Genomic DNA, 26,261 nt, shown 5'->3' on the forward strand with positions numbered 1-26,261 from the left:
CCGTCCGATTCTGCCATGGCCCCGCAAGGGGGTCAGCGTGCTCGGCGCCACGGTCCGGCCGCCGCGCCGGCGAGGGCGGCGACGGCCAGGGCGATCATGGTCGTCCACAGCGCGTCGGCGGAGTTCTGTGCTCCGGATCCGTCCGCCGCGGCCAGGAACAGGGTTCCGAACGCGGCGACCCCGATGAGCTGGCCGAGCTGGGTGACGGTGGCGAGCAGCCCGCTCGCGTCGGCCGCGTCCTCCGGCCGTACGGTGGCCAGCGCGCCGGTCAGGGCGGGGCTGAAGGCCAGCGAGATCCCGGCGCCGAGCGTGCCCAGGGCCGGATAGAGCCCCCAGCCGCCCGCACCGCCGTCCGCGAGCAGCCCGCCGACGCCGAGGGCTCCCGCGGCGGCGAGCAGGAATCCGCCCGGGATCAGCGCGCGGTGGAGCCGGGCCGGCCAGCGCCGCCAGGTCAGTCCGACGGTGCCGAAGACGACCGCGGCGGGACCGAAGGTGAGCCCGGCGCGCAGCGCGCTGTGGCCGAGTCCGCCCTGCAGATGCAGGGTGAGGGTGAACAGGAAACCGGCGTTGACTCCCATCGACACCGCGATCCAGAGGACAGCCCGTCCCATGCCCGGGAGCCTCAGCACGCGCGGGGCGATGAGCGGGGCGCCGCCGCGCCGGGCCAGCCGCGACTCGTACGCGCCGAAAAGGGCGAGAAGCACCAGGGAGCCGCCGAACGAGAGCCAGGACCACAGGGGCCAGTCCTGTTCCTGGCCGAGGACCAGGGGGACGGTCAGCAGGGACACGGCGCCGGCGAGCAGGACGAGGCCCGGCAGATCGAGGGCACGCGCACGCGTGGCCTCGGTCCGGACGTCACGCGGCAGGACACGGGCGCCGAGGACGAGCAGGACGATGCCGATGGGGACGTTGACGAGGAAGACGGGCCGCCAGCCGGTGCCGAAGAGGTCGGCGCTCACGAGGATCCCGCCGACGACCTGCCCGGCGGCGGCGCCGGTGGCCAGGACCGCGGAGTAGGCGCTGAGCGCCTTCGCGCGGCGCTCGCCGGCGAACTCGCGCTGGATGAGACTCAGGACCTGAGGGATCATCAAGGCCGCGCCCGCTCCCTGCGCGAGCCGGAAGGCGATCAACTGGCCGGTGCCTGCGGCGAGTCCGCAGGCGAGGGAGGCCGCGGTGAAGAGGGCGAGCCCGCCGAGGTACATCCGGCGGTGCCCGAGGAGGGCGCCCAGGCGTGCACCGGTGATCAGCAACACCGCGTAGGCGATGGTGTATCCGGCGACGACGAGCTGGAGCGCGGCTCCGGACGCGGACAGTTCGACACGGATCGTGGGCGCGGCGACGTTGACGATGAAGACGTCGAGGAGCGCCATGAACTGGGCGGCGAGAACCACGCCGAGCAACAGTCCGGAGCGGTTGTCGGTCCCACCGTCTTTACTGAGTACGGGACGTGTTGTGGTCGAGGTCATACGCCGAGCGTGACCTCGATCGGATACGGGTAACGAGAGCCCGCTGATGCTGGTACTGACACCACCTGGCAGCGGCGGCACGGGGACTCGACCATGGGGGTGTGACGATCGTGGCAGCGGTACCGACACAGCGACGCCGACGACCGGAACTGGCCGCGTTCCTGCGCAGCCGCCGGGCCAGGGTGACACCGGAGGACGTGGGGATGCCCCCGGGACTCCGCCGCCGCACGCCGGGGCTGCGCCGCGAGGAGGTCGCCCAGCTCTCCGGTGTCGGCGTCACCTGGTACACCTGGCTGGAGCAGGGGCGCCCGATCAACGCCTCGGCGCAGGTTCTCGACGCGGTGGCCAGGACGCTCCGGCTCGACCGGCCCGAGCGCGAGCACCTCTACCACCTGGCCGAGGTGCCGTACGCGCCGGAGCGGTCGGCCTCGGACGTGGCGGTGGTCAGCCCGGAGATCCAGGGCATCCTCGACGCCCTGGACCCGCACCCGGCGGTGCTCTACAACGCGCGGTACGACGTGCTCGCGACCAACGCCATGTACGAGCTGCTCTTCTTCCAGGAGGGCCGCGAGGACCTGGACACCGGCCCGTTCGGCATACGCAACGTGCTGTGGGCGCTGTTCAGCGTGCCCGGCCCCACCTGCCCGGTGGTCGACCGGAAGCGGGAGCTGCCGCTGATGGTGGCCCAGCTGCGGGGAGCGTACGGCCGCCATGTCGGCGAGCCGGCCTGGGAGGAGTTCGTACGGGCACTGGCGGAGGCCAGCCCGGAGTTCGCCCGGCTGTGGCGCAGCGGCGACGTGGTCCCGCCGGGGACCCGGGTGAAGACCTTCCGTCACGCGCTGACCGGCGAGGTCCGGCTGACCTCGGTCTCCCTCTCGGTGAACGGGATGCCGGAGTGCCGGATCGTGGCCTACACGCCGAACGACGAGGAGAGCCGCCAGGGGCTCGGGTCCCTGGGGAAGCTGACGGAACGACGAACCCCGTAGATCGGCCGACCCCACGGACCGGCGGGCCAGTGGAGCAGTGGCCCCCCGTGGAACGGCCGACCCACCGACCGTCGGACCCCGGGAAGGACGAATCCCGCCCCCTGCTGGGGACGGGATCCGGTGATTGTGGAGCTAAGGAGAATTGAACTCCTGACCTCCTGCATGCCATGCAGGCGCTCTACCAACTGAGCTATAGCCCCTCGTGTTCTTCGCGCTCTGCGCTGCGAACAAGAAGAACTTTAGCCTGTGACCTGCCGGAAAGTGAAATCCGGGTCCGGCAGGCCGGTCGTGGGGCTCAGTCGTCGTCGCCGAGGACCGGCTCGGGCAGTGTGCCCGCGTTGTGCTCCATCAGACGCCAGCCGCGCGCGCCCTCGCCGAGGACCGACCAGCAGCAGTTCGAGAGGCCGCCCAGGCTCTCCCAGTGCTGGGACTCCAGACCGAGGAGCCGGCCGATGGTGGTGCGGATCGTGCCGCCGTGGCTGACCACGACGAGCGTGCCGTCCTCGGGCAGCTTGTCGGCGTGCTCCAGAACCACCGGGGCGGCCCGGTCGGCCACCTCGGTCTCCAGTTCGCCGCCGCCCCGGCGCACGGGCTCGCCGCGCTTCCACGCGGCGTACTGCTCGCCGTACCGCGCCACGATCTCGTCGTGGGTCAGTCCCTGCCACTCCCCCGCGTACGTCTCGCGCAGCGCGGAGTCGTGGGCGACGGCGTGGCCGGTGAGCACGGCCAGCTCGGCGGCGGTGGCCGCCGCCCGCTTCAGGTCGGAGGCCACGATGGCGTCCGGCTTCAGCGCGGCGAGCAGCCGGGCGGACCGGCGCGCCTGGGCGACGCCGGTCTCCGTCAGCTCGATGTCGGTCGAGCCCTGGAAGCGGCGCTCCAGGTTCCAGGAGGTCTGGCCATGACGCCAGAGAACGATGCGGCGGCCAGTGCCGCCCTTGGTCGTGCTCAGCTCAGCTCACCGTCCGGTCCGTCGGGCAGCCCGGCGGCGTGCTCGGAGAGGTCGACTCCGGTCAGGGCGGCGTGCTCGGCACCCTTGCCGCGGGTCTTCGCCGCGTCCTCGGGGAGCTCGAGCTCGGGGCAGTCCTTCCACAGGCGCTCGAGCGCGTAGAAGACGCGCTCCTCGCTGTGCTGGACGTGGACGACGATGTCGACGTAGTCCAGGAGGATCCAGCGCGCGTCGCGGTCGCCCTCACGGCGGACCGGCTTGGCGCCGAGGTCCTTGTTGAGGCGCTCCTCGATCTCGTCGACGATCGACTTGACCTGGCGGTCGTTGGGCGCGGAGGCGAGCAGGAAGGCGTCGGTGATCGACAGCACATCGCTGACGTCGTACGCGATGATGTCGTGCGCGAGCCGGTCGGCGGCCGCCTGAGCGGCGGCGTTGACGAGCTCGATGGAACGATCCGTGGCGGTCACAAGCAGGCTTTCGTCGGCGGTCCAGTACCCCTCCAGGGTCTCACGGACCGCCGACGGCCCCGCCAACGTTTTCCGGAGCGCCCTTACCGGGCCCCCGGCACCTTGTAGTCCTGGCCCAGAATCACGGTCACCGCGGCCGCTCCCGAGGGCTTGCCCTTGGTGACCGAGCCGGCCGGCAGGCCCAGCGTCTTGGCCACCTCGGCCGCCGTCGCCTTCTGGAGGTCGTCACCGTAGACGACCTGCGACTTCTCCTGGACGTCGGCGTCACCGCCGCCCACGAAGGTGTAGCCGCCGTTGATCAGGACGATCCGGGCCGCCTCGGTCGCCTTCTTGCCGGAACCGTCCCGCAGCGAGACCCGGGGCACGTCGCCCGCCTCGGGGGCGGTGACCTTTCCGCCCAGGATGTCCTTCACCACACTGTCGCTCGCGCCGTCGGACAGCGCGCCGTCCTGGCCCACCGGGAGCAGCGCCGTCTTGTAGTCGCCGACCTTGGCGTGCTCGGCGAGCTTGGCCAGGGCGGCGCCCAGGTCCTTCTCGGAGAGCGAGGGGTCGAAGATCTGGGTGAGGCTCTCGACGGTCATCGTGGCGGACTCGGGATTGTCCGAGATCTTGCGCAGCACCGCGAACATGACCTGCCCGAAGCGCTGGAGCTGCTTGGTCTCGGCCTCGCCCGGGCCCCGGTAGGTGGCGTAGGCGACGGCCGCCCGGCCGTTCAGGGACTGCTTCTCGCCCTTCCTGACCAGCGGGTCCGCGCCCTTCTTCGTGTCGGGCACGTCGGTGTCGGTGTCCGTCTCGATACCGCTGACGAGGTCGACGAGGGTGTCCAGGTACGGCGTGTCCAGGCGCCAGGTGCCGGTGATCGGGGCGCCGAGGAGGTTGCCGATCGCCTCGCGGGTGCCGCTGGACCCGTCGTCCTCGACCGACTTGCCGAGGGTGGTCGCGGCGCCCTCGCCGTCGGCGACGACGACGGAGTTGGGGATCAGGACCGAGGTGCCCTGGCGGGTGGTGGTGTTGTTGACGAGCAGGACGGTGGAGGTCCCGCCTCCCGTGGTGTTGTGGAGGTGGACGACGATCGTGTCGCGCTTCTGCGGACCGGTCGCGGTGTTCCCCTTCCGCTCCTCCTCGGACGCCCCGGGGAGCATCCCCGCGGACCAGAGGTAGCCGACGCCGCCCACGACCGCGAGGACGAGCACGACCACGAGGGCGATGATCCGGTTGCGGCCGCGGCGCCTGGCCTCCTCGCGCCGCTCGGAACGGCTCTCGGTGAACTTCAGCCAGTCGATGACGTCCTCGGAGTCCTCGTCCGGCTCCTCGATGAACGAGAACTGCTCGGTGCGGTACTCACGGTCGTCGTCGGGGGCGGGCCTGGCCGGCGCGGAGCGCTCGGAGGCGGGGCGCTGCCCGGGGACCCCGGCGGGCGCCGCGACGGGCGCGGCCGGGGCAGCGGGGGGCGCGGCCGGGGCGACGGGCGCGGCGGCTTCGGGCTGTGCGGCCCACTGCTGCCCGGTGTCGTAGGAGGAGTAGCCGTAGCCCTGCTGTCCGTACGGGTCGTACTGCGGCTCGTTGGACGGCTGGGGCTGCTGGGGCTGCCCCTGGTACTGCGAGGGCTGCTCCTGGTACTGCTGCTGCTCCGGATACTGCTGCTGGGCGTACGGGTCGTATCCGTATCCCTGCTGCGGCTGCTGGTACACCGGCTGCCCGTACTCGTCGTAGCCGATGATCTGCGGCTGCGGATAGTACGGGTCGTACGGATGCTGCTGATCGTTCACCGGTGGCCCTCCCCGAAGCTCACTCGCCGCGGTACAACTGGCGCTTGTCGATGTAGCGCACCACGCCGTCCGGGACCAGGTACCAGACGGGATCGCCCTGTGCGACCCTCGCCCGGCAGTCGGTGGAGGAGATGGCGAGCGCGGGAACCTCGACCAGCGAGACGCCGCCCTTGGGCAGTCCGTCGTCGGTGAGGTCGTGGCCCGGCCGGGTGACGCCGATGAAGTGCGCGAGCGAGAAGAGTTCCTCGGCGTCGCGCCAGGTGAGGATCTGCGACAGCGCGTCGGCCCCGGTGATGAAGAAGAGGTCCGAGTCGCTGTTGAGGGAGCTCAGATCCCGCAGGGTGTCGATGGTGTAGGTCGCGCCGCCGCGGTCGATGTCGATCCGGCTGACCGAGAACTGCGGGTTGGAGGCCGTCGCGATGACCGTCATCAGATAACGGTCCTCGGCCGCCGACACGGCCCGGTCGCTCTTCTGCCACGGCTGCCCGGTCGGCACGAACACGACCTCGTCCAGGTGGAACAGGGCGGCGACCTCGCTGGCCGCCACCAGGTGTCCGTGGTGGATCGGGTCGAAGGTTCCGCCCATCACGCCGAGTCGGCGCTTCCCGCGCCCGCCAGTAGGCATTTCCTGCTCTCCCATGCGTGCAGAGCCTACTGGCACGGCAGCGGACGCCTGATCAGGGTCGCGGTTCAGCGGTCGCGGTTGAAGCGCGTGGTGATCCACAGCAGCAGAAGCAGGGCACCGAAGGCGCCGAAGCCGGTGAGGTAGGGGCTGAGGCTGTCGTGGTTGCCGCCGTGCTCGGCGCCCTCGGCGAGAGTGACCAGGTTGGCGGCGGTGCTGTGGAGGCTCATCTTCGGCAGACCTATCGATCGGGGATGGGAGCGGAGACTTCGCGCACATCGTATGCGGGCGGTCCGGAAGGGCTCACGCCGACTCAGGCACTCGCGTCACGGTCCGTGTTGCCGCCCGGGCCGCCGTCGGTGCCGCCGGCAGCACCGTCGCCGGTGCCGGCGTCGCCCGAGTCGTCGGTGCGGTAGCCGCGCAGCAGGAACCAGGCGAGCAGCGCGCCGCCCACGATCGAGACCAGCAGCACGATACGGAGCGTGTCACCCGGCCCCTGCTGCGCGGTGGCCGCGAGCAGGGCTGCGGCGGTGTCGACGGTGTCCGGCATGTCGGTCGTGCTCCTCGGTCGTCCTTGGTGCCCGAGTTATCCACAGGCTCCGGCACACGGTAGCGCCAGCGCCTAGGCTGGGGTTCGTCAGGGGGACGAGCACCGACTCGTACGAACAGGGGGCATCCATGACCGAGAACGACCAGGGGAACGTGCCGAGCAGGCAGCGGAAGCGGTTCCCCGGTATCTCCTCGCGGGCCTACGAGCATCCGGCCGACCGCTCGGCGCTGGTGGCGCTGCGCAAGCTCAGCGGCTTCGACACGGTCTTCAAGGCGCTCAGCGGACTGCTGCCGGAGCGGAGTCTGCGACTGCTCTTCCTCTCGGACTCCGTCCGGGTGAGCGACGCGCAGTTCAGCCATCTCAACGACATGCTGCGGGACGCCTGTTACATCCTGGACCTGGAGAAGGTCCCGCCGATGTACGTGACGCAGGACCCGAAGCCCAACGCGATGTGCATCGGCCTGGACGAGCCGATCATCGTCGTCACGACCGGCCTGGTGGAGCTCCTCGACGAGGAGGAGATGCGTGCGGTCGTCGGCCACGAGGTCGGCCACGCGCTGTCCGGGCACTCCGTGTACCGCACGGTGCTGCTCTTCCTCACCAGCCTGGCGCTCAAGATCGCCTGGATACCGCTGGGGAACGTCGCGATCATGGCCATCGTCACGGCGCTGCGCGAGTGGTTCCGCAAGTCGGAGCTCTCCGCCGACCGGGCCGGGCTCCTCGTCGGGCAGGACGTGCAGGCCTCGATGCGCGGTCTGATGAAGATCGCCGGCGGCAACCACCTCCACGAGATGAACGTCGACGCGTTCCTCGCCCAGGCCGACGAGTACGAGAAGGCCGGGGACCTGCGGGACTCGGTTCTCAAGATCCTCAACGTGCTGCCGCGCACGCATCCCTTCACCACCGTCCGGGCGGCGGAGCTGCGGAAGTGGTCGGAGAGCCGTGACTTCCAGCGGATCATGGACGGCCACTACCCCAAGCGCTCGGAGGACAAGGACGCCTCGGTCACGGACTCCTTCCGCGAGTCTGCGGGGCACTACGCCGACACCGTGCGGACCAGCAAGGATCCGCTGATGAAGCTGGTCGGCGACATAGCCGGTGGCGCCGGTGACCTGGCGGGCGACCTGGGCGGGAAGCTGCGCAACGCCTTCGGCGGCGGCCAGGGCCCGAGGAAGCCGGACGCCGCGGGGACCGACGGAACCACCGGGAACGCCGAGGACGGCAAGGGCGGCCCGGCCGGCGCCACCGGGGACGCCTCGTAGCGAGACCGAGCGCGGGAGCCGCAGCCGGAACCGAGCTCGGTGACCCGCGGCGAGTACCGAGCAGTCCGGGTCTCAGAGCGCGGGCTGAGCGCCCGGCGCCAGCGCTCCGCACAGTGAGGGGGCGGCGGGCCGGCCCGTGGCGTACGGGTCGGTGACCGGCGGTCCGCCGCCCGCCTCGGTGGCCCGCGCTCCGGCCAGGAGCGGCTTCAGGGAGCCTGTGGTGTCCGCGCCGCACGCCTGCGGGCCCGCCTCGACGCCGCTGGTCACCAGCTCGGCCCGGTGCATGCGCAGGTCCTCGCGGTCGAAGCGGAAGTGCACCTCGCGGTGGACGGTGAAGAGCGAGGCCTGACCGACCGGTCCCGCGCCCTGGGCGGCCGGGCGGAGGGCGTAGGTGTACGTGTGGTCCGCGGTGACGTCCAGGGTGTCGGGTCCGGTCTCCTCGAAGCGGAGGGTGCCCTGGACACGGACCGAGGGGTCCGCGAGGACGGCCTGGCGTGGGTCGAAGCGGACCAGCCAGGCGGCGAGGGCGTGCCGGCCGTCGTCGGCCGGTGCCTCCACGCTCCGGTCGAACTGGTTCAGCTGGTCGGGGTCGAGCAGCAGGCGCGGGGGCCGCGCGGTGACCCCGGACAGGACGTCGGGGTCCAGGGACGAGGCCACCAGATAGTCCTTGGCGATGCTCAGGGCGGTGACGACCTGGCTCTCGGCGAAGTGGGTGGTGCGCCCCGCGACGGGGAGATTGATGCCGGCGGCGCCCGTGCGGTACTCGGCGGCCGGGCTGTGGTCGAAGAGCCGGTCGGGCACACCGCCGACGACGGGGCCCTGCGGGGCCAGCGGGACCACGGTGGTCCGCAGCGGCTCGGCCCGCTGGTCTGCGGGCGGCTGGTAGGGGTTCCGGACGCCCAGATAGATGGCCGTACCGAAGGCGAGGAGGATCAGCAGGACCAGCATGAGGGCCTGACGGGAGCCGCTCCGGCCCTCCCAGGAGGAGGGGCGGCTGCGGACGGCCTCGGTGTGCTCGCCCATCCGCTCCCGGGCCGAGAACTCCTGGAGGTGGGCAGCGCGGACGAACGCCTCGTCGAAGACGACGGACCTGTACTCGTCCTCACCACCGGGGAGACCCTCGGGTGTCCCCTCAGGCGGGTCGCCACGCCCTGCCATACCTTCAGGGTAGGTCCGCGGGGGCTTCGGTAAACGCCCAGGTATACGACAAGTTCGGAAGAATTCCGCCGTCAGGGTGTGTGCGCGCCGGCGTGGAGCCGTGCGGCGCGGCCGGATGGGGGATGTGGACCGCGCCGAGACGGCTGCGGACCGCGATGCGGGGGACGCGGGGCGTGCCTACTTGGGGGCCGCCGAGCGTGCCGCGGGCGCGTGGGCGGCCGGCGGGGCGGGGTTCGGGTTGGGCGTGTCGACTCCCGTCGTGGCCGGCTGCGGGACCTGGTCCTGGCGGTTGGCGGCCGCGCCGCGGTAGACGGCGCTGAACGCCAGGGCGACCATGCCGATCCCCATGAGGAGGGCGAGGACCCAGGCGACGGGTCGGTGCCAGCGGGCGCTGCCCCGATAGGGGCGCAGAGCGCCGCCGTGGCGGCCGTAGGGGCTGGCGTCGTCGCCGATGTCGTCCGGCTCGTAGGTGAGGCCGGAGGAGTCGTGGAAGTCCTCGTAGAGGTCGTCGTCGCCCGATCCGCCACCGGCGCGGGCACGGGCCGACTCGGCCTCCGCGCGGGCCTGGGCGGCGGCGAGGAGCCGCTCGACGGCGGTGGGTTCGTGGACGGTCGCGGCCCGCACGAAGTCCTCGTCGAACACCACGTCGGCGTAGACCTCGTCGGCGCCTCCGCGGTCGACAGAGTCCTCGGGGTCCCCACCGTCCTGGAACGGCGTGCCCCCCACGTCGTCCGGCACGGATTCAGAGTAGACCCGCGAGGTGGATTTGGGCAGGGAGAGCGCGAACCCTCCCCGCCCGTACCGAAAGGAGTGATTACCGCACGTGACCGTCGCCGGTGACGATGTACTTGGTCGAGGTGAGCTCCGGCAGGCCCATGGGGCCCCGGGCGTGCAGCTTCTGGGTGGAGATGCCGATCTCCGCGCCGAAGCCGAACTGTCCGCCGTCCGTGAACCGGGTGGAGGCGTTCACGGCGACCGTGGTGGAGTCGACCAGCTGGGTGAAGCGGCGCGCCGCGGCCTGCGAGGTGGTGACGATCGCCTCGGTGTGACCGGACGACCAGGTCCGGATGTGCTCGACGGCCTTGTCGAGGGAGTCGACGACGGCGGCGGCGATGTCGTACGAGAGGTACTCGGTCTCCCAGTCCTCCGGCGTGGCCGGCACGACGGTGGCCTTGGAGCCCTCGGCGAGGGCGATGACCCGCTCGTCGGCGTGGACGGTGACGCCGGCCTCGGCGAGCGCGTCGAGGGCCCTGGGCAGGAAGGCCGCGGCGATGTCCTGGTGGACGAGGAGGGTCTCGGCCGCGTTGCAGACGCTGACCCGGTGGGCCTTGGAGTTGATCAGGATGTCGACGGCCATGTCGAGGTCGGTCTGGGCGTCGACGTAGACGTGGCAGTTGCCGGTACCGGTCTCGATGACGGGGACGGTGGACTCCTCGACGACCGTCCGGATCAGGGAGGCTCCGCCGCGCGGGATGAGCACGTCGACGAGGCCGCGGGCGCGCATCAGCTCGCGGACCGAGTCGCGGGACTCGCCGGGGACGAGCTGGATGGCGTCCGCGGGCAGTCCGGCGCCTCCGACGGCGTCGCGCAGGACCTTCACCAGGGCGCTGTTGGAGGCGTAGGCGGAGGACGAGCCGCGGAGCAGGACGGCGTTGCCGGACTTGAGGCAGAGGGCGGCGGCGTCGACGGTGACGTTGGGGCGGGCCTCGTAGATGATGCCGACGACGCCGAGCGGGACGCGGACCTGGCGCAGGTCGATGCCGTTGGGCAGGGTCGAGCCGCGGACGACCTCGCCGACGGGATCGGGCAGCGCGGCCACGTCGCGGACGTCGGCGGCGATGGCCCGGATGCGCTCGGGGGTGAGGGTGAGCCGGTCGATGATCGCCTCGCTGGTCCCGGCTTCGCGGGCCTTGGCGATGTCCTCGGCGTTGGCCTCGACGATCTCGGCGGTGCGCACTTCGAGGGCGTCCGCGATCGCCAGCAGGGCGTCGTCCTTGGCCGCACGCGGGAGTGGCGCGATTTCGGCGGCGGCGCCACGGGCCCGGTAGGCGGCCCGGGTGACCGGGGACAGGTTGTCGAGGGGCGTGAGCGAGGTCATGTCCGCAGGGTACTGGCACCCCTGCGGACATCCCTCACGTATCCCGCACTCCGAGACGTGCCCAGGTCGTTCCGAGACGCCCCGCGCGGGGAGGCGTCTCGAACACGCCCCCGTTCAGTACGGGTGGACGCCGACCGGGGCGGCCGGCGGCGGGCCGTAGCCCTCCGCGATCCGCTGGTGGTAGGTCTCGCGGTCGATGACCTCGAGGCCGACGATCTCCCACGGCGGCAGCTTGGCGGTCTGCCGGTGCTCGCCCCACAGGCGCAGGGCGACGGCCGCGGCGTCGTGCAGGTCGCGGGCCTCCTCCCAGTACCGGATCTCGGCGTGGTCGTTGGCATACCTGCTGGTCAGCAGGAAGGGGTGGTCGTGGGCCAATTGTTCGAGCCCGCGCCGCACCTCCTTCAGCGGTGACTCCACACCCGACACGCTGAGCGTGATGTGCCAGAGTTTGGACACGGGCTGTTCCTTGGCGCGTGCCTCACGTGTTTCGCGAACCTCGCGTGTCTCGGTGGTGGTCTCGGTCTTGGTGTCCGTGGACCTGTCCCGTGCCTCGTCGAAGTCGGCTCCGGCCTCGACACTGGTCAGGGCGCGTTCGGCAGTCCCTCGGGGCGGCGCCCCTGGGCGCGCTCGTCTCACCGGCGGCCTCCTGTGTGATGCGTGTGGTGCTGTACCCCGCCCCTGCTCTCTTACCCCCGAGACAAAGTTGACCAGCCCGAGGCGGCACTTGGGGCGGTTTTGGTAAACGTCCCTTCCGGATGGCCGCACTTTCAGCCGTTTCGGGAGGGGCGCGAGGGTCAGCCGATGACGACCAGGTCGTCGCGGTGGACGACCTCGCGCTCGTATTCGGGGCCGAGCTCCCTGGCGAGCTCGGGGGTGGAGCGCCCGAGCATCCGGGGCATCTCCTTGGCGTCGAAGTTGACGAGGCCGCGGGCGACGGCCCGGCCGGCGGTGTCGCGCAGTTCGACCGGGTCTCCCGCCACGAAGTCGCCCTCGATGCCCGCGACGCCGGCCGCGAGCAGGGACTTCTTGCCCTCGACGACGGCTCGTACGGCTCCGTCGTCCAGGGTGAGGGAGCCCTGCGGGGTGGAAGCGTGCGCCAGCCACAGAAGCCGGTCGGCGGAGCGGCGGCCGGTGCGGTGGAAGTACGTACCGGTGTCGCGCCCGGCGAGGGCGTCGGCGGCGCGGCTCGCGGAGGTGAGGACCACGGGGATGCCGGCGGCGGCGGCGATCCGGGCGGCCTCGACCTTGGTGACCATGCCGCCGGTGCCGACGCCGGCCTTGCCGGCGGAGCCGATCTCCACATGGGCGATGTCGTCGGGTCCCGCGACCTGGGCGATCCTCGACGTGCCGGGCTTGGACGGGTCGCCGTCGTAGAGGCCGTCGACGTCGGAGAGCAGGACGAGCAGGTCGGCGCGGACGAGATGGGCGACGAGGGCGGCGAGCCGGTCGTTGTCGCCGAAGCGGATCTCGTCGGTGGCGACGGTGTCGTTCTCGTTGACGACCGGCAGCGCGCCCATCGCGAGGAGCTGGTCGAGGGTCCGGTAGGCGTTGCGGTAGTGCGCGCGCCGGCTGGTGTCGTCGGTGGTGAGGAGGACCTGGCCGACGCGGACGCCGTAGCGGGCGAAGGAGGCGGTGTACCGGGCGACGAGGAGGCCCTGGCCGACGCTGGCGGCGGCCTGCTGCCGGGCGAGGTCCTTGGGGCGGCGGGTGAGGCCGAGCGGCGCGAGGCCCGCGGCGATGGCGCCGGAGGAGACGAGGACGATCTCCTTCTCGCCGCCGCTGCGGACCTTGGCGAGCACGTCGACGAGGGCGTCGACGCGATCGGCGTCGAGGCCCCCGGAGGCGGTGGTGAGGGAGGAGGATCCGACCTTGACGACGATCCTGCGGGCCTCCGTCACATATCGCCTCGCGTCGTCCGTCGCTCCGGTCATCTGCGTCGTCACCTGTGCCGCCACCTGCGTCGTCCTCACTCGGCTGTCCCACGTGCCGCGTGTCTCCCCGCCGCGACTGCCAGGCAATCTACGCGAGCCGGGAGGGCTGCCGCTCGTCCGTTTCGCTCCCTGGACCGGTGTCGTCGGAGTCCTTTCCGTTGTTCCGGGGGACGAGGATGCGCTGGGAGATGAGGTAGGTGAAGGGGATGGCGACGACGGCCGCGACGAGCGGCGCGATCCGGTCGTCCATTCCGGCCCAGGTGACGAGCGCGTACAGACCGACGCTCTGCACCAGGTAGTTGGTGACGTTGGTGAGCGGGAAGAGGGCGAACTTCTTCCAGGTCGGCCGGGTGCGGTAGGTGAAGTACGTGTTGAGGAAGAAGGAGCCGATCATGCTGAGGACGAAGGCGAGGGAGTACGCGGCGAAGTACGGCATCCACGGGTGGAGCAGCAGGTAACAGCCGAAGAAGGTACCGGTGTTGACGCCGCCGACGAGTCCGAAGCGGAAGATCTCGGCGAGTCGTGCCCGCTTCGCCGTGGGAGAGCCGTCCCCCATCAGTGTTCTCCGTCGGTGGCCGCGACGCGGACCCGCTCGGCGGCGGTGTGCGCCGCGGTACCGCGACCGAAGGAGCGGTGGGTCTCCTTCACGAGGAAGTGCGGGCGGCGCTTGGTCTCGTAGTAGATGCGGCCGATGTACTCGCCGATCAGGCCCAGCATCACCATCTGCACACCGCCGAGGCCGACGATGATCGCGACGAGGGTGACGTATCCGGGAGCGGTGACGCCGTGGGCGATGGCGGCGACGGCCACCCAGACCACGTAGAGGGCCGCGAAGCCGCTCAGCATCATCCCGAGCCAGAGGGCGATGCGCAGCGGACGGTTGTTGAAGGAGATCAGCCCGTCCATGCCGTAGTTGACCAGGGAGCTGAACTTCCACTTCGTCTCACCGCCCTCGCGTGCGGCGTTCTGGTAGTCGAAGGTGACGGTGTCGAAGCCGATCCAGGAGAACAGACCCTTGGAGAAGCGGTTGTACTCGGGGAGCGAGAGCAGTGCGTCGACGGCAGGGCGGGAGAGGAGACGGAAGTCGCCGACGCCGTCGGTGAGCTCCACGTCGACCCAGCGGTTGACGGCCCGGTAGTACATACGGCTGAGCGCGGAGCGGAGCTTCTTGTCGCCCTCGCGGGTCCGGCGCGCGATGACCTGGTCGTGGCCCTGGTGGTGCAGGTCCAGCATGCGCGCGAGGAGCTCCGGCGGGTGCTGGAGGTCGGCGTCCATGATCACGACGGCGTCGCCGGTGGACTTGCGCAGACCCGCCAGCATGGCGGCCTCCTTGCCGAAGTTTCGGCTGAAGGAGGCATACTGGGTCCGGCTCGGGTGCAGAGCCGCTATTTCCCGCAGCTTGCCCAGCGTTCCGTCGGAGCTGCCGTCGTCCACGTAACAGATCTCGTAGTCGACCGGGAGGGCGTCGAGCACCTGACGCATCCGCACGTCGAACAGCTCGACGACGTCCTCCTCGTTGAAGCAGGGAACGACGACGGAAAGTTTGGTCATGGAACGTTCACTCCATCGGGATGAGCGAGGGCGCGCCCTGAGCGGCGACCAGCAGACTCTTCCTTGGACAGCACGGTGCGGTACAAGGCGGGTGAAGGCCGACGGGCATGCCCCGCGTGGCCGCCCCGGTCGGCATGCCGTCCATACAATAAAGCATCGCGGAAGACCTTGAACATACGTGGCATTTCCACACAATTGCCACCTTGATAACGGCCGATGGCCAGGGGAGCTACCACCGGTGAGCAGAATCACCACCTCAGAGCGCGGTGACATACCGCTTCCGGAAGACGAAGCGGAGACCGGCACCCCTGGTGGGAACGGGTTCCGACGGGCCCTGAGCAGCGTCGGGCTCCTCGTCGCCGTCGGTTCGGGCGCGCTCCTCGCGGTCGGCGCCTTCCTGGGCCTCTATGTGCGCCCCACGTCCGACGACTGGTGCGCCCTCTGGAAGGCCCGCGACATGGGCCCGTTCGGGCTGGTCTCGGACTTCTACAACACCCAGAACGGCCGCGTCACCAACGCCTTCCTCAGCGGCGTGATCTACGCGGACGACATGCTGGGCCCGAAGCTGCTGCCCGCCTTCCTGGTGGTGGCGCTCGGCGTCGCGCTCTTCCTGCTCGCCCGCGCCGCGCTGCGCGCCCTCGGCCGTCCGCAGCCCCCCGCGGTGCTGCTCGTGGCCGCCGTGGGCCTCATCGAGGCGCTGCTGTTCTTCGCCGGTACGCGCGCCTACCAGGTGCTGCTGTGGGCCCCGGCGACCATTTCCCACACGCTGCCGAGCGTGATCGGCCTCTGGGCCGTGGTCGTCGCCGTGCTCGCGGCCCGGAGCCCGCGCGGCCGCGTCGCCGCCGTGGCGACGGCGGTCCTCATCGGCATGGCGATAGGAACGCTCAGCGAGCCGTTCACCATGGTGGCCGGCATCTCCGCGGCCGCCGTCGGAGTCCTCTGCCTGCCCCGCCTGGGCTGGGCGAAGGACTGGTACGTCTCCACCTGGTGCGCCGCCGCCTGCGTCGGTCTCGCGGGCGGCCTCGCCCTCCTCTACACCTCTCCCGGTGCGCAGTGGCGGCGCGCCCAGGTGCCGAAGAAGCCGCTGACGCTCTCGGAGGCGGGCGAGATCGTCCACGACTGGTGGCGCATGTGGCAGACGATCACCGACCAGTGGGCGTACGCGGGGGCCCTGGCCGTCGGCGTCCTGCTGGGTCTGGGCCTCGTCTTCGCCGGCCCGTCCCGTGACCGCGCCGCCGCCCCCGCCGGGCGGCGCCGCCCGCGGGGCGTGACGGTCGTGGCGGCGCTCCTGCCGCTGCCGCTGCTCGCCCTCGCGAGCCTGGGCGTCGCCTACGGCCTGCGCAGCGGGTACGGCGTGACCGGCTGGACGTACGCCCGCACCTGGACGAACTTCCTCGTCCCGATGCTGCTCATCCTCTTCGCGTACGGCACGTGGGCCGGCTACCGGCTCGGTCAGCGGCTCCAGGCCCCCCGGCCCGCCGTCCGCGCCGCCCGTGCGGTCACGCTGCTCGCGGCGGGAGGACTCGCCGTGGCGAGTGCGATCGCCCTGGTGCAGCCGGTGTACTCGACGACCACGGGCACGGTGGCGCGGGGCATCGCCTGGGACCGGCAGAACGCTCAGATCCGCGCGGACATCGCGAACGGCGCCACGGAGGTGACGTACCGCCCCATGCACATCGGCTGGCTCGCGGAACCCTTCTTCACCAAGGTGTACGAGCGCGACTGGGCGGCCCAGTGCGCGGCCCGCTACTACGAGGTGGACCGGCTCAACCGTCCCTGACGCCCGGCGGACACCCGCTCGACGGCCTCGTCCGGCGTGTCGCGTCGGACACATCCGGCCGCCACGCCGAACCCCTCTCCCCCGATTCCGGCCTCCGGAACCCGGGGGAGAGGTGTGTTCCCCGTCACTCCGGGGAGGCGTCCGCAAGAGGGTGTGAGGTACCGTCCCGGGACTCACGGCCCCGTGTGGGCGCCGCTGATCAGTCAACGCCCGTACGGGCGACTCCTGACGCGTGAGAATGGTTGCCCCCGCGAACGCGGCCCGCCCGTCACGATCAGGACACGGCACATGCCGTAACCGCCGGAAGGCGCGACAAACCGGGTGGGGAACACCAGGTAGCTTGGGTGTGTCTGGAGGAAAGACAAGTGGATCGAGGTGCAAGTGCCTGACGTCTCCGTGGTCGTCATCGCATACAACGACGCAGAGCGTCTGCCGACGGCCGTACAGTCGGTGCTGGATCAGACCCTGCACAGCGTCGAAGTCGTGATCGTCGACGACTGCAGCAAGGACGACACCTTCGCCGTGGCCCAGGCGCTCGCCGCCGGGAACCCTGACCGGGTCAGAGCGTTCCAGCTGCCAGAGAACAGTGGCGGCTGCGGTGCGCCCCGCAACTTCGGCATCCAGCAGTGCGCCGGCGCCTACGTCATGTTCCTCGACAGCGACGACGTGCTCGAGCGCAACGCCTGCCGCAACATGCTGGAGGCCGCCGAGGGCACCGGCTCCGACATCGTCTCCGGCCTCTGCGTCCGCGTGCACCTCGACAGCCGCAACCAGAAGCGGACCTCCTGGTACCCCTGGCTCTACTCGGCGACCCGGACCATCGAGTCGATCACCGAGCTGCCGGACCTGCTGACCTTCGACACCCTGTCGACGAACAAGTGCTACCGCCGCGAGTTCCTCCTGGAGTCCGGGCTGGAGTTCCCGGTCGGGATCCACTACGAGGACCTGCTCTTCTCGGCCCAGGCCTACGTCGCCGCGAGCCGGATCACGCTCATCCCCAACACGGTCTACTACTGGAACGTGCAGGAGAGCGCCGCCGCCAAGTCGATCAGCAACAGGCGCCACGAGATCGCCAACTTCGTGCACCGCATGGAGATCCACCGGCGCGTGGACGCCCTGCTGGAGAGCAAGGGCTACGACGAGCTCAAGTACCGCAAGGACATCAAGTTCCTCAAGCACGACCTGGTCCTCCACTTCCGTGACCTGGCGCTGCTCGACGAGGACTACCGGCGTGAGTTCGCCGCGGTCGCCAACGGCTACCTCGCCGAGATCGACCCGCAGGCGTACGACGAGGTGCAGCGCATGCACGCCATCTGCGCCTACCTGCTGAGCAAGGAGGACTGGACCAACCTCCTCCCGGCCACCGACGCGCTCACCAACTCCGGTCGCCTCACCTCCCCGCTCGCGGAGAAGGACGGGCAGGTCTACTGGTGCGCCGAGCACCTGGACACCGAGCAGGGCCGTCAGATCCTGGACGTCACCGCGTCCAACTTCCACAGCCGGCCGCTGACCTCGATCGTCCTGGGCAACCGGCTGACCTCGTACTCCAGCGCCGACGGCGTCGTCAGCCTCTCGGGCCGTGTGGTCAACCCGCTGGGCCGGATCAGCCCCGACGCGGAGATCAGCGCGGTGCTCGAGATCTCGGCCCGCCGCAGCGTCGGCGGCAAGACCGCCCGCATCCCCGTCACCACGATCCGCCACGCCGGCGAGCACATCGAGTGGGAGGGCCGGGCCGACATCGCCCGCACCGTCCGCCCCCTCGGCATCATCGACGCCGTCTGGGACGTCCGTCTGATCCTCATGGTCGACGGCCAGCGGCTCAGGACCCGGGTGTCCGTCGGCGGGACACCCATCGACGAGGCCGGCACCCTGCGGATCCGACCGCGTCTCACCCAGCTGGTCTCCGACCGCTTCGTGCCCGAGGTCACCAAGAAGGGCAACCTGTCGTACGTCCTCGGTGCCGAGGGCAAGGCGGCCGTGCACACCTCGGCGATGATCGAGGGCGCCATGCACGGGCGCGCCGCCGGACTCGCGAAGACCAGTCTGAAGCGCCTGCTCAAGGCGAAGAAGGACCTGCGTTCGGGCGAGACCAAGCTGCGCGTCTACCACGAGTTCTACAGCAAGCTGCCGATCCGCAAGGGCCTGGTCGTCTTCGAGAGCCACCTCGGCAAGCAGTACAGCGACAGCCCCAAGGCGATCTACGAGGAGATGCGCCGTCAGGGCATCCCGTTCGAGGCCGTCTGGTCGTACGCCGGCGCCAAGCCGACGGGCTTCCCCGAGGACGCCACCCTGGTGGAGCGCTGGAGCTGGCAGTACCTGCGCGCGCTCGCCCAGGCCGAGTTCTGGATCGACAACCAGGGCTTCCCGCTGCGCCTCACCAAGCGCCCGGGGACCACGTACATCCAGACGTGGCACGGCACCGCCCTCAAGCGGATGGGCTTCGACGAGCCCACCACGAAGGCGCGCGGCCTGGCCTCGGCGGCCTCCTTCCAGCAGGCCCTGGACCGCTTCGACCACTTCCTGATCCGTGGTGAGCACGACCGGCGCACCCTCGCCCGGGGCTTCCGCCTCCGCGACGAGGTGCTGCTGCCCGTCGGCTACCCGCGCAACGACGACCTCGCCGAGGCGCGCCGCAAGGAGACCGAGACGGGTCACCGGGACCGTGGTCCGCTCGCGGCCGAGCTGGGCATCGACCCGGAGAAGAAGGTCCTGCTCTACGCGCCGACCTTCCGCGCCGCCCCCGGTGGCAAGGTGCGCGCCTTCCAGGCTCCCTTCGACGTCGAGGAGTTCGCGGAGCGCTTCGGCGACACCCACCAGCTGCTGATCAGGACGCACTACCTGAACAGTGTGACGCTGCCGCCGTCGGTCCGGGGACGGGTCATCGACGTCTCCCGCCACCACGACATCACTCCGCTGCTCGCCCTCGCGGACGGGCTGATCACCGACTACTCGTCCGTGATGTTCGACTACGGGCTGCTCGACCGCCCGATGATCTTCTTCACGTACGACTACGACGAGTACGCCAAGGAGAACCGCGGCACCTACTTCGACCTGAAGGAGCGCGCTCCCGGCCCTGTCGTGGCCACGGAGGAGGAACTCTTCGGAGTGATCGCCAACTTCAAGGACGAGGCCGACACCAAGTACGCGGCGGCCCGCCAGCGGTTCAACACGGAGTTCAGCGAGTACGACCGGGGCGACGCGGCGCGTCGGATCGTCGCCAAGTTCTTCACCAGGAGCGGGAAGTGACCCACCAGACCACCGTGTCAGGCCGCGACATCTTCATCGTCTCCAACAGCGTGGACGAGATGGGCGGTGTCACGACCTGGACCCACCAGATGGCCAGGGAGTTCACCGCCCGGGGCCACCGGGTCCACGTCATCGGCATCACCCCGGCCCCCGAGGGACGCCGGCACGAGTTCCCCGACGCGCTGCCGTACGACACCACCACGCTGTACGACGGGCACCCGCCGCAGGTCCGCCCGCTGCGCGGACTCAAGGGCAAGCTCAACGCGGCCGAGCGCCGGCGCCACGCGGCGCGCGCCGCCGGCATGCGCGAGCGCGCCGACCGGATGACGGCTCTCTTCGCCGCCGCCCGGCCCGGGGCCGTCGTGATCGTGACCCAGGTCTGGGCGATGGAGTGGGTGTCCCTCGCCGACACGAAGAACCTCGTCGTCATCGGTATGAGCCACGAGTCGTACGCCGCCAGCGCAGGCTCCTCCCGGCTCGGCCGGGTGAAGCGGTACTACAAGGACGTCGACCGGCTCCTCGTTCTCACCCCGGGCGACGCGGACCAGTGGATCCGAGCGGGCATGGACAACATCGGGCACATGCCCAACGCGTTGCCCTTCATGCCCGACGCTCCGGCGCCGCGCACCGAGAAGGTCGTCGCCTGCATCGGTCGCCTCTCGCACGAGAAGGGGGTGGACATGCTGCTCGACAGCTGGGCCGAGATCGCGTCCCACCACCCCGACTGGAAGCTGCGGATCTACGGCGCCGGTGACGAGGAGGACGCGCTGCGGCAGCGGACCACCCTCCTCGGGCTCGACGAGTCCGTGGAGTGGATGGGGCGCACCAACGATGTCCTCGGGGCCCTCTCCCAGGCCTCGGTGTTCGCCCAGGCCTCCCGGGCCGAGGGCTTCCCGATCACCCTGCTGGAGGCGATGGCGGCGGGCGTACCGTGTGCCGCTTTCGACTGCGCACCGGGTGTCCAGGAGATCATCCGTGACGGCGAGGACGGTCTGCTCGCCCGTCTCGGCAACACGATGGAGCTCGGCGGTCACATCAGCGCGCTGATCACCGACAAGGAACTGCGGGACCGGATGGGCGACGCGGCCTTCGAGAACGTGAAGCGGTACGCCGCCGACGAGATCACCGACCGCTGGGAGGCGCTCTTCGCCTTCCTGGAGCGCTGACGGTCCACCGAGAGCGGTAGCGAAGCGGAAGGGCCGGGGAGTCGAACTCCCCGGCCCTTCCTCTGCTTTCGCCCGACCGAGAGGTCAGACCGCCGCGCCGCGGCGCGCGACCCAGCCGGCCCAGGCCGAGGAGATCATGTCGCGCACGTCGTGACGGGCCTTCCAGCCCAGCTCCGACTCGATGCGGTCGGCGGCGGCGACGACCCGGGCGGGGTCACCGGCGCGGCGCGGGGTGACGAGCGGCTCGCTGGTGTGACCGGTGATCTCGTTGATCAGCTCGACCATCTCGGTGACGGAGACGCCCTCGCCCCGGCCGATGTTGACCGTCAGGTCGCGCGGCTCGCCCGCCTCGGCCCACTCCGCGAGCTTGCGCGCGGCGACCAGGTGCGCGTCGGCCAGGTCCTCGACGTGGATGTAGTCACGGATGCAGGTGCCGTCGGGCGTGTCGTAGTCGTCGCCGAAGATGCGCGGGGCCTCCCCCGCGTCCAGGCGCTCGAAGACCATCGGGACCAGGTTGAAGACCCCGGTGTCGGCCAGCTCGGGGGTCGCGGCGCCGGCCACGTTGAAGTAACGCAGGCAGGCCGTGGAGATGCCGTACGCCGCGCCGGCGGCGCGCACCAGCCACTCACCGGCCAGCTTGGTCTCGCCGTACGGGCTCAGCGGCAGGCAGGGGGTCTCCTCGGTGACGAGGTCGACGTCCGGCATGCCGTAGACGGCGGCGGAGGAGGAGAAGAGGAAGTTGCGCACGCCGGCGGCGGCGACGGCCTCCAGGAGGACCGTGAGACCGATGACGTTCTCGCGGTAGTAGTGCAGCGGCAGCTCGACGGACTCGCCGACCTGCTTCTTCGCGGCGAGGTGGACGACGCCGGTCACGCCGTGCTCGGCGATCGTGCGGTCCAGGACCTCGCGGTCGAGCGTGGAGCCGACCACCAGGGGGACACCCTCCGGCACCCGCTCCTCGTACCCCGTGGACAGGTCGTCCAGGACGACGACCCGCTCGCCCGCCAGCGTCATGGCGCGGACCACGTGAGAGCCGATGTATCCGGCGCCACCGGTGATCAGATAAGTCATAGTGCCCCAAACCCTTTCACTGTGAACTGCGGGCAAGCCGACGGAGCCGGGCCCTGACCGCCCGGAAACCGTCCCGGGCTCCGGGTGCGATGCGTACCGCCAGGGATCCGTTCGCCGTGGCGTACTGCTGCACCAGAAGTACACCGTACCGGCTGCTCGGAAGCACCGAGCGCCGCTGGGATCCGTCCGGCGGGCGCAGTGAGGTGGTGAACGTCTCTCCGTTCGCACACGTCACGGTGACGCCGATGTCCCACAGCTGGACGCCCTCACGGCCGCGCGTCCGGCCGCTGCCGGCGAGCCCGGTGAACCGGACGGGGACGCGGGCGGACCAACCGTTCTCCGCCCCGACGGCGCCGTCCCGACCGTCCGCGCGGTCCGTCGCGGGGACGGGGCGCAGCTCGGCGCGTTCCGTCCGCGCGGGCTCGGTGTCGCCACGCGGCACGAAGGCGAGTTCGGCTGTCCGGGGGCCGGCCTCGGCCAGCCGTCCGTACAGGTCGCGGACGGTGAACAGCAGTTCGCCGCCGCCACCGGTGCGCAGCCGCGCGTCCACGACGAGCGGCAGCTCGTCCAGCGGCAGCCCCTCGACGCCGTCCAGCCGGGCCTCCGGCAGGTCGTCGGCCCAGAAGGCGGCGGAGCGGCCGCCCGCGTACGGAGGGAGCAGGCGGGCCGGGTTGGCGGCCAGCCGGGAGAGCCGGAGCAGATCGCGCGGCTCCTTCGCCGCCAGCAGGAAGCGGGCGATCCAGCGGGCGGGGGCGACCGCTGCGGCGACCTCCGGCTCCGCGAAGCCGGCCAGGTGCTGCCGGGTGAGTTCCCACCACTCGGCCCGGTGGGCTGCGTCGCGCAGCCGCAGGTCCCGGGCGTACATGCGCAGGTCGTGTTCGAGGAACTTGGTGCGGCAGGCCGCCGCGAGCTCCGCGCGACCGGCCCGGGCGAAGGTCTCGACGGCCGCCCGGTGGGCGGCGATCCGGGCCTGCCAGTTGGAGACGCCTTCCCGGTCGAGCGAGATCGACAGCTGGGCGGCGGCGCGGCGGACGTGCCAGACGTACACGGTCTCGGGGATCACGGCGACGCGGGGAGCGGCCGCGTACACCCGGGCGGTGAAGAGGAAGTCCTCGTAGACGAAGCGCCCCTCGGGGAAGAGGATGCCGTGCTCGGTGAGGAAGGCCCGGTCGTAGATCTTGTTGACGCAGAGGGTGTCGTGGACCAGGGGGCGGAGCTCGTCGGGCGTCTCCAGGACGGCGGGCTCCCGGTAGAGCGCGGGCTGCCAGCGGACGTCCCGGCCCTCGGGAAGCTCACGTCGTACGCAGACACCCACGGCCACCTCGGTGCCGTGCCGGTCCGCGGCGGCGACCAGGGCCTCGGCGGCGCCGGCCGGCAGGATGTCGTCGCTGTCCAGGAACATGACGTACGGGGCCGTGGCGGCCCGGATGCCGTCGTTGCGGGGGGAGCCGCAGCCGCCGCTGTTCTCCGTGCGGTGCACCACGCGCAGCCGGGGGTGCCGGGCGGCGAGTTCGTCGAGCACCCGGGCCGTGCTGTCCTGGGAGCAGTCGTCGACCGCCACGACCTCCGCCACGACGGGACCCTGGTCGAGCGCGGACCTGATCGCCTCCCCCACCAGCTCCTCGTCGTTGTAGGCGATGACGACGACACTGAGCCGACCTGCGGTCTCGGGCGGGGGCGCTGTACTCACATCAGGATCCTACGGGAGCCCCACGTGCCCCCGGCGTGGACGTACGAGGGCCCCCGCGCCCTCCGGCCCGGACGCACGAGAGCCCCCGCACTCCCCGGCTCGGGGGTACGAGGGCCCGCTGCGGCGGTCTTCCCGCCGGGTCCCGCTAGAACGGGTCGAACTCGTCGAACGCGCGCTGCGCGTCGTCCCGCTCCGCCTCGCGGTCACGGCGGCGCTGGGCCGCCGGGCGCGGGGCTTCGAGGCGGTGGTCCTCGCCTCGGCGGCCGAGCATTTCGGCGCCGGCCATCATCGTGGGCTCCCAGTCGAAGACGACCGCGTTCTCCAGGGAGCCGATCGCGACGCCGTCGCCCGCGCGGGCGCCCGCCTTCATCAGCTGGTCCTCGACACCGAGGCGGTTGAGGCGGTCGGCCAGGTAGCCGACGGCCTCGTCGTTGTTGAAGTCGGTCTGGCGGACCCAGCGCTCCGGCTTCTCGCCGCGCACCCGGTACACGTCCTCGGCCTCGTCGTACGTGACCGTGAAGCCCGCGTCGTCGACGGCCTTCGGGCGGATGACGATACGGGTCGCCTCCTCCTTCGGCTTCGACGCGCGTGCCTCGGCGACGATGCCGGCGAGGGCGAAGGAGAGCTCCTTGAGGCCGAGCCGGGCCACGGCGGAGGCCTCGAACACCTGGTAGCCGCGGGCCTCCAGGTCCGGGCGGATCATGTCCGCGAGGTCCTGGCCGTCGGGGATGTCGACCTTGTTGAGGACGACGATGCGGGGCCGGTCCTCGAGGCCGCCGTACTGCCGCAGCTCCTCCTCGATGATGTCGAGGTCGGTGACCGGGTCACGGTCCGATTCGAGGGTCGCGGTGTCCAGCACGTGCACCAGGACCGAGCAGCGCTCGACGTGGCGCAGGAACTCCAGGCCCAGGCCACGGCCCTGGCTGGCGCCCGGGATCAGACCCGGCACGTCGGCGATCGTGTAGACCGTCGAGCCGGCCGTGACGACGCCCAGGTTGGGGACGAGCGTGGTGAAGGGGTAGTCCGCGATCTTCGGCTTGGCGGCCGAGAGGACCGAGATGAGCGAGGACTTGCCGGCGCTCGGGTAGCCGACGAGCGCCACGTCGGCGACGGTCTTCAGCTCCAGGACGATGTCCCGGGCCTCGCCGGGCTCGCCGAGGAGCGCGAAGCCGGGGGCCTTGCGGCGCGCGGAGGACAGCGCCGCGTTGCCGAGGCCGCCGCGGCCGCCCTGGCCCGCGACGAAGGTGGTGCCCTGACCGACGAGGTCGGCGAGCACGTTGCCCTCCTTGTCGAGGACGACGGTGCCGTCGGGCACGTTCAGGACGAGGTCCTGGCCGTCCTTGCCGGAGCGGTTGTCGCCGGCGCCGGGCTGACCGTTGGTCGCCTTGCGGTGCGGCGAGTGGTGGTAGTCGAGGAGCGTGGTGATCGCCTGGTCGACGACCAGGATCACGTCGCCGCCACGGCCGCCGTTGCCGCCGTCGGGTCCGCCGAGCGGCTTGAACTTCTCCCGGTGAACGGAGGCGCAGCCGTGGCCTCCGTTACCCGCGGCGACATGCAGCTCGACGCGGTCCACGAAGGTGGTCATGGTTGTGCCTCCATCTGAATACGTGCGGAATGTCTATCTAGTAACACGCGAAAGGCGGACCCGCTTCCCGACCGGGAAGTGAGGTCCGCCTCCGCAGAATGAACCGATCAGGCGACCGGAACGATGTTCACGACCTTGCGGCCACGGTGGGTGCCGAACTGCACCGAACCGGCCTGCAGGGCGAACAGCGTGTCGTCGCCGCCACGGCCGACGCCGGAGCCCGGGTGGAAGTGGGTGCCACGCTGGCGGATCAGGATCTCACCCGCGTTGACGACCTGACCGCCGAAGCGCTTCACGCCGAGCCGCTGGGCATTGGAGTCGCGCCCGTTCCGGGTGGACGATGCGCCCTTCTTGTGTGCCATGTCTCAGTCCCTCTTACTTCGCAGCCGCGGGGATACCGGTGACCTTGATCGCCGTGTACTGCTGGCGGTGACCCTGGCGACGGCGGTAGCCGGTCTTGTTCTTGTAGCGCAGGATGTCGATCTTGGCGCCCTTGTGGTGGTCCACGACCTCGGCCGTGACCTTGATGCCGGCCAGGACCCACGGGTCGCTGGTCACGGCGTCGCCGTCGACAACGAGCAGGGTCGAGAGCTCGACCGTGTCGCCAACCTTGGCAGTGGAAATCTTGTCAACCTCAACGATGTCGCCGACAGCAACCTTGTGCTGGCGACCACCGCTGCGCACGATGGCGTACACGCGGATCTCTCTCTCACTCGGGATCGAAACCTCTGAAGCCAGCCACTCACACGGACCCGAGGGCCCGCGGCGTTCCGGAATCGGACGAGCGGCCTCTCCCGACGAGCGGGAGGGAGGTGCTCAGAGGCGCGACGCGTCGATAGACACGCCGACGGTCTAGGTTACGGGCGGCTGCCTCGGAGGGTCAAATTCGCCCGTTCGGTACGGGCCGCCCCGGTGAG

Annotated in this window: 24 protein-coding genes and 1 tRNA gene; 5 read left to right on the plus strand and 20 right to left on the minus strand. The window is 71.0% G+C overall.

Annotation, left to right across the window (positions count from 1 at the left end; translation table 11 throughout):
• Window positions 1-32: 32 nt before the first annotated feature.
• Window positions 33-1,466, minus strand: coding sequence for an MFS transporter (locus tag IF00_RS0112875; RefSeq protein WP_209439753.1), 1,434 nt, complete (start codon window positions 1,464-1,466; stop codon window positions 33-35).
• Between the two features lie 101 nt (window positions 1,467-1,567).
• On the opposite strand from IF00_RS0112875, the gene IF00_RS0112880 reads away from it, so the two are divergent.
• Entirely contained in the window at window positions 1,568-2,452 is an 885-nt protein-coding gene (locus tag IF00_RS0112880; RefSeq protein ID WP_030317543.1) for a helix-turn-helix transcriptional regulator, read from the plus strand.
• Window positions 2,453-2,579: 127 nt separating this feature from the next.
• On the opposite strand, the gene IF00_RS0112885 is transcribed toward IF00_RS0112880, so the two are convergent.
• From IF00_RS0112885 to IF00_RS0112915, 7 genes are all read right to left on the minus strand, one after another.
• Window positions 2,580-2,652 (minus strand) — tRNA-Ala (locus IF00_RS0112885).
• A 95-nt stretch (window positions 2,653-2,747) separates the two neighbouring features.
• On the minus strand, window positions 2,748-3,401 hold the full coding sequence (locus IF00_RS0112890; protein WP_030317545.1) for a histidine phosphatase family protein: 654 nt from the start codon (window positions 3,399-3,401) through the stop codon (window positions 2,748-2,750).
• Complete coding sequence (rsfS, locus tag IF00_RS0112895) at window positions 3,398-3,865, minus strand: ribosome silencing factor (protein WP_037638129.1); 468 nt, start codon at window positions 3,863-3,865, stop codon at window positions 3,398-3,400. The genes IF00_RS0112890 and rsfS overlap by 4 nt, the downstream gene beginning before the upstream one ends.
• A gap of 83 nt (window positions 3,866-3,948) precedes the next feature.
• Complete coding sequence (locus IF00_RS0112900; protein ID WP_030317548.1) at window positions 3,949-5,634, minus strand: LCP family protein; 1,686 nt, start codon at window positions 5,632-5,634, stop codon at window positions 3,949-3,951.
• 19 nt (window positions 5,635-5,653) lie between these two features.
• Window positions 5,654-6,274 carry a nicotinate-nucleotide adenylyltransferase gene (gene nadD / locus IF00_RS0112905; protein ID WP_030317550.1) on the minus strand — a complete coding sequence of 207 codons (621 nt, stop codon included), beginning with the start codon at window positions 6,272-6,274 and terminating at the stop codon, window positions 5,654-5,656.
• Between the two features lie 50 nt (window positions 6,275-6,324).
• A complete protein-coding gene (locus tag IF00_RS46105; protein ID WP_015033566.1) occupies window positions 6,325-6,486 on the minus strand; it encodes a hypothetical protein in 162 nt (53 codons plus the stop codon).
• An 83-nt stretch (window positions 6,487-6,569) separates the two neighbouring features.
• The gene (locus IF00_RS0112915) at window positions 6,570-6,806 is read right to left on the minus strand and encodes a hypothetical protein (RefSeq protein WP_030317551.1); all 237 of its coding nucleotides are present in this window, start codon (window positions 6,804-6,806) and stop codon (window positions 6,570-6,572) included.
• A gap of 128 nt (window positions 6,807-6,934) precedes the next feature.
• On the opposite strand from IF00_RS0112915, the gene IF00_RS0112920 reads away from it, so the two are divergent.
• On the plus strand, window positions 6,935-8,068 hold the full coding sequence (locus tag IF00_RS0112920; protein WP_030317552.1) for a M48 family metallopeptidase: 1,134 nt from the start codon (window positions 6,935-6,937) through the stop codon (window positions 8,066-8,068).
• Window positions 8,069-8,140: 72 nt separating this feature from the next.
• On the opposite strand, the gene IF00_RS0112925 is transcribed toward IF00_RS0112920, so the two are convergent.
• The 7 genes from IF00_RS0112925 to IF00_RS0112955 all read right to left on the minus strand — a co-directional run bounded on the left by IF00_RS0112925 (window position 8,141) and on the right by IF00_RS0112955 (window position 14,806).
• Window positions 8,141-9,226: an SCO2583 family membrane protein gene (locus IF00_RS0112925; protein ID WP_030317553.1), complete on the minus strand. Its 1,086-nt coding sequence runs from the start codon at window positions 9,224-9,226 to the stop codon at window positions 8,141-8,143.
• Window positions 9,227-9,403: 177 nt separating this feature from the next.
• Window positions 9,404-9,964, minus strand: a complete 561-nt coding sequence (locus IF00_RS0112930; RefSeq protein ID WP_030317554.1) for an SCO2584 family spore wall biosynthesis protein — start codon at window positions 9,962-9,964, stop codon at window positions 9,404-9,406.
• 76 nt (window positions 9,965-10,040) lie between these two features.
• Entirely contained in the window at window positions 10,041-11,324 is a 1,284-nt protein-coding gene (locus IF00_RS0112935; RefSeq protein ID WP_030317556.1) for a glutamate-5-semialdehyde dehydrogenase, read from the minus strand.
• A gap of 114 nt (window positions 11,325-11,438) precedes the next feature.
• Window positions 11,439-11,960 (minus strand): hypothetical protein, encoded by a 522-nt coding sequence (locus tag IF00_RS0112940; protein ID WP_030317558.1) that lies wholly within the window; start codon window positions 11,958-11,960, stop codon window positions 11,439-11,441.
• 158 nt (window positions 11,961-12,118) lie between these two features.
• A complete protein-coding gene (gene proB / locus IF00_RS0112945) occupies window positions 12,119-13,255 on the minus strand; it encodes a glutamate 5-kinase (protein ID WP_030317560.1) in 1,137 nt (378 codons plus the stop codon).
• Between the two features lie 88 nt (window positions 13,256-13,343).
• Complete coding sequence (locus IF00_RS41165; RefSeq protein ID WP_030317562.1) at window positions 13,344-13,811, minus strand: GtrA family protein; 468 nt, start codon at window positions 13,809-13,811, stop codon at window positions 13,344-13,346.
• Window positions 13,811-14,806 carry a glycosyltransferase family 2 protein gene (locus IF00_RS0112955; protein WP_030317564.1) on the minus strand — a complete coding sequence of 332 codons (996 nt, stop codon included), beginning with the start codon at window positions 14,804-14,806 and terminating at the stop codon, window positions 13,811-13,813. Before IF00_RS0112955 ends, IF00_RS41165 begins: the two co-directional genes overlap by 1 nt.
• Before the next feature lie 238 nt (window positions 14,807-15,044).
• Here IF00_RS0112955 and IF00_RS0112960 point away from each other — a divergent pair, with 238 nt between their 5' ends.
• The 3 genes from IF00_RS0112960 to IF00_RS0112970 all read left to right on the plus strand — a co-directional run bounded on the left by IF00_RS0112960 (window position 15,045) and on the right by IF00_RS0112970 (window position 20,998).
• Window positions 15,045-16,586, plus strand: a complete 1,542-nt coding sequence (locus tag IF00_RS0112960) for a DUF6056 family protein (protein ID WP_030317566.1) — start codon at window positions 15,045-15,047, stop codon at window positions 16,584-16,586.
• 375 nt (window positions 16,587-16,961) lie between these two features.
• Complete coding sequence (locus IF00_RS0112965) at window positions 16,962-19,832, plus strand: bifunctional glycosyltransferase/CDP-glycerol:glycerophosphate glycerophosphotransferase (RefSeq protein ID WP_030317568.1); 2,871 nt, start codon at window positions 16,962-16,964, stop codon at window positions 19,830-19,832.
• A 59-nt stretch (window positions 19,833-19,891) separates the two neighbouring features.
• Window positions 19,892-20,998, plus strand: coding sequence for a glycosyltransferase (locus IF00_RS0112970; RefSeq protein ID WP_078944660.1), 1,107 nt, complete (start codon window positions 19,892-19,894; stop codon window positions 20,996-20,998).
• Between the two features lie 84 nt (window positions 20,999-21,082).
• On the opposite strand, the gene galE is transcribed toward IF00_RS0112970, so the two are convergent.
• The 5 genes from galE to rplU all read right to left on the minus strand — a co-directional run bounded on the left by galE (window position 21,083) and on the right by rplU (window position 26,040).
• Window positions 21,083-22,069, minus strand: coding sequence for a UDP-glucose 4-epimerase GalE (gene galE / locus IF00_RS0112975; protein ID WP_030317572.1), 987 nt, complete (start codon window positions 22,067-22,069; stop codon window positions 21,083-21,085).
• 16 nt (window positions 22,070-22,085) lie between these two features.
• Entirely contained in the window at window positions 22,086-23,759 is a 1,674-nt protein-coding gene (locus tag IF00_RS0112980) for a glycosyltransferase family 2 protein (RefSeq protein ID WP_030317574.1), read from the minus strand.
• A 145-nt stretch (window positions 23,760-23,904) separates the two neighbouring features.
• On the minus strand, window positions 23,905-25,344 hold the full coding sequence (gene obgE / locus IF00_RS0112985; protein WP_030317576.1) for a GTPase ObgE: 1,440 nt from the start codon (window positions 25,342-25,344) through the stop codon (window positions 23,905-23,907).
• 107 nt (window positions 25,345-25,451) lie between these two features.
• Window positions 25,452-25,706 carry a 50S ribosomal protein L27 gene (gene rpmA, locus IF00_RS0112990; protein ID WP_030317577.1) on the minus strand — a complete coding sequence of 85 codons (255 nt, stop codon included), beginning with the start codon at window positions 25,704-25,706 and terminating at the stop codon, window positions 25,452-25,454.
• Window positions 25,707-25,719: 13 nt separating this feature from the next.
• The gene (gene rplU / locus IF00_RS0112995; protein WP_015033583.1) at window positions 25,720-26,040 is read right to left on the minus strand and encodes a 50S ribosomal protein L21; all 321 of its coding nucleotides are present in this window, start codon (window positions 26,038-26,040) and stop codon (window positions 25,720-25,722) included.
• Window positions 26,041-26,261 lie beyond the last annotated feature (221 nt).

The sequence above is a fragment of the Streptomyces flavochromogenes genome, from assembly GCF_000717595.1.
GTDB lineage: Bacteria > Actinomycetota > Actinomycetes > Streptomycetales > Streptomycetaceae > Streptomyces > Streptomyces flavochromogenes.

Excerpts from the sequence above, each read along its gene's own strand:
- IF00_RS0112925 (WP_030317553.1), bottom strand. The coding sequence starts at position 9,226 with ATGGCAGGGCGTGGCGACCCGCCTGAGGGGACACCCGAGGGTCTCCCC.
- IF00_RS0112915 (WP_030317551.1), bottom strand. The coding sequence starts at position 6,806 with ATGCCGGACACCGTCGACACCGCCGCAGCCCTGCTCGCGGCCACCGCG.
- IF00_RS0112970 (WP_078944660.1), top strand. The coding sequence starts at position 19,892 with ATGGGCGGTGTCACGACCTGGACCCACCAGATGGCCAGGGAGTTCACC.
- IF00_RS0112955 (WP_030317564.1), bottom strand. The coding sequence starts at position 14,806 with ATGACCAAACTTTCCGTCGTCGTTCCCTGCTTCAACGAGGAGGACGTC.
- nadD (WP_030317550.1), bottom strand. The coding sequence starts at position 6,274 with ATGGGAGAGCAGGAAATGCCTACTGGCGGGCGCGGGAAGCGCCGACTC.
- galE (WP_030317572.1), bottom strand. The coding sequence starts at position 22,069 with ATGACTTATCTGATCACCGGTGGCGCCGGATACATCGGCTCTCACGTG.
- IF00_RS41165 (WP_030317562.1), bottom strand. The coding sequence starts at position 13,811 with ATGGGGGACGGCTCTCCCACGGCGAAGCGGGCACGACTCGCCGAGATC.
- IF00_RS0112935 (WP_030317556.1), bottom strand. The coding sequence starts at position 11,324 with ATGACCTCGCTCACGCCCCTCGACAACCTGTCCCCGGTCACCCGGGCC.
- proB (WP_030317560.1), bottom strand. The coding sequence starts at position 13,255 with ATGACCGGAGCGACGGACGACGCGAGGCGATATGTGACGGAGGCCCGC.
- IF00_RS46105 (WP_015033566.1), bottom strand. The coding sequence starts at position 6,486 with ATGAGCCTCCACAGCACCGCCGCCAACCTGGTCACTCTCGCCGAGGGC.
- IF00_RS0112875 (WP_209439753.1), bottom strand. The coding sequence starts at position 1,466 with ATGACCTCGACCACAACACGTCCCGTACTCAGTAAAGACGGTGGGACC.
- IF00_RS0112920 (WP_030317552.1), top strand. The coding sequence starts at position 6,935 with ATGACCGAGAACGACCAGGGGAACGTGCCGAGCAGGCAGCGGAAGCGG.
- rpmA (WP_030317577.1), bottom strand. The coding sequence starts at position 25,706 with ATGGCACACAAGAAGGGCGCATCGTCCACCCGGAACGGGCGCGACTCC.
- obgE (WP_030317576.1), bottom strand. The coding sequence starts at position 25,344 with ATGACCACCTTCGTGGACCGCGTCGAGCTGCATGTCGCCGCGGGTAAC.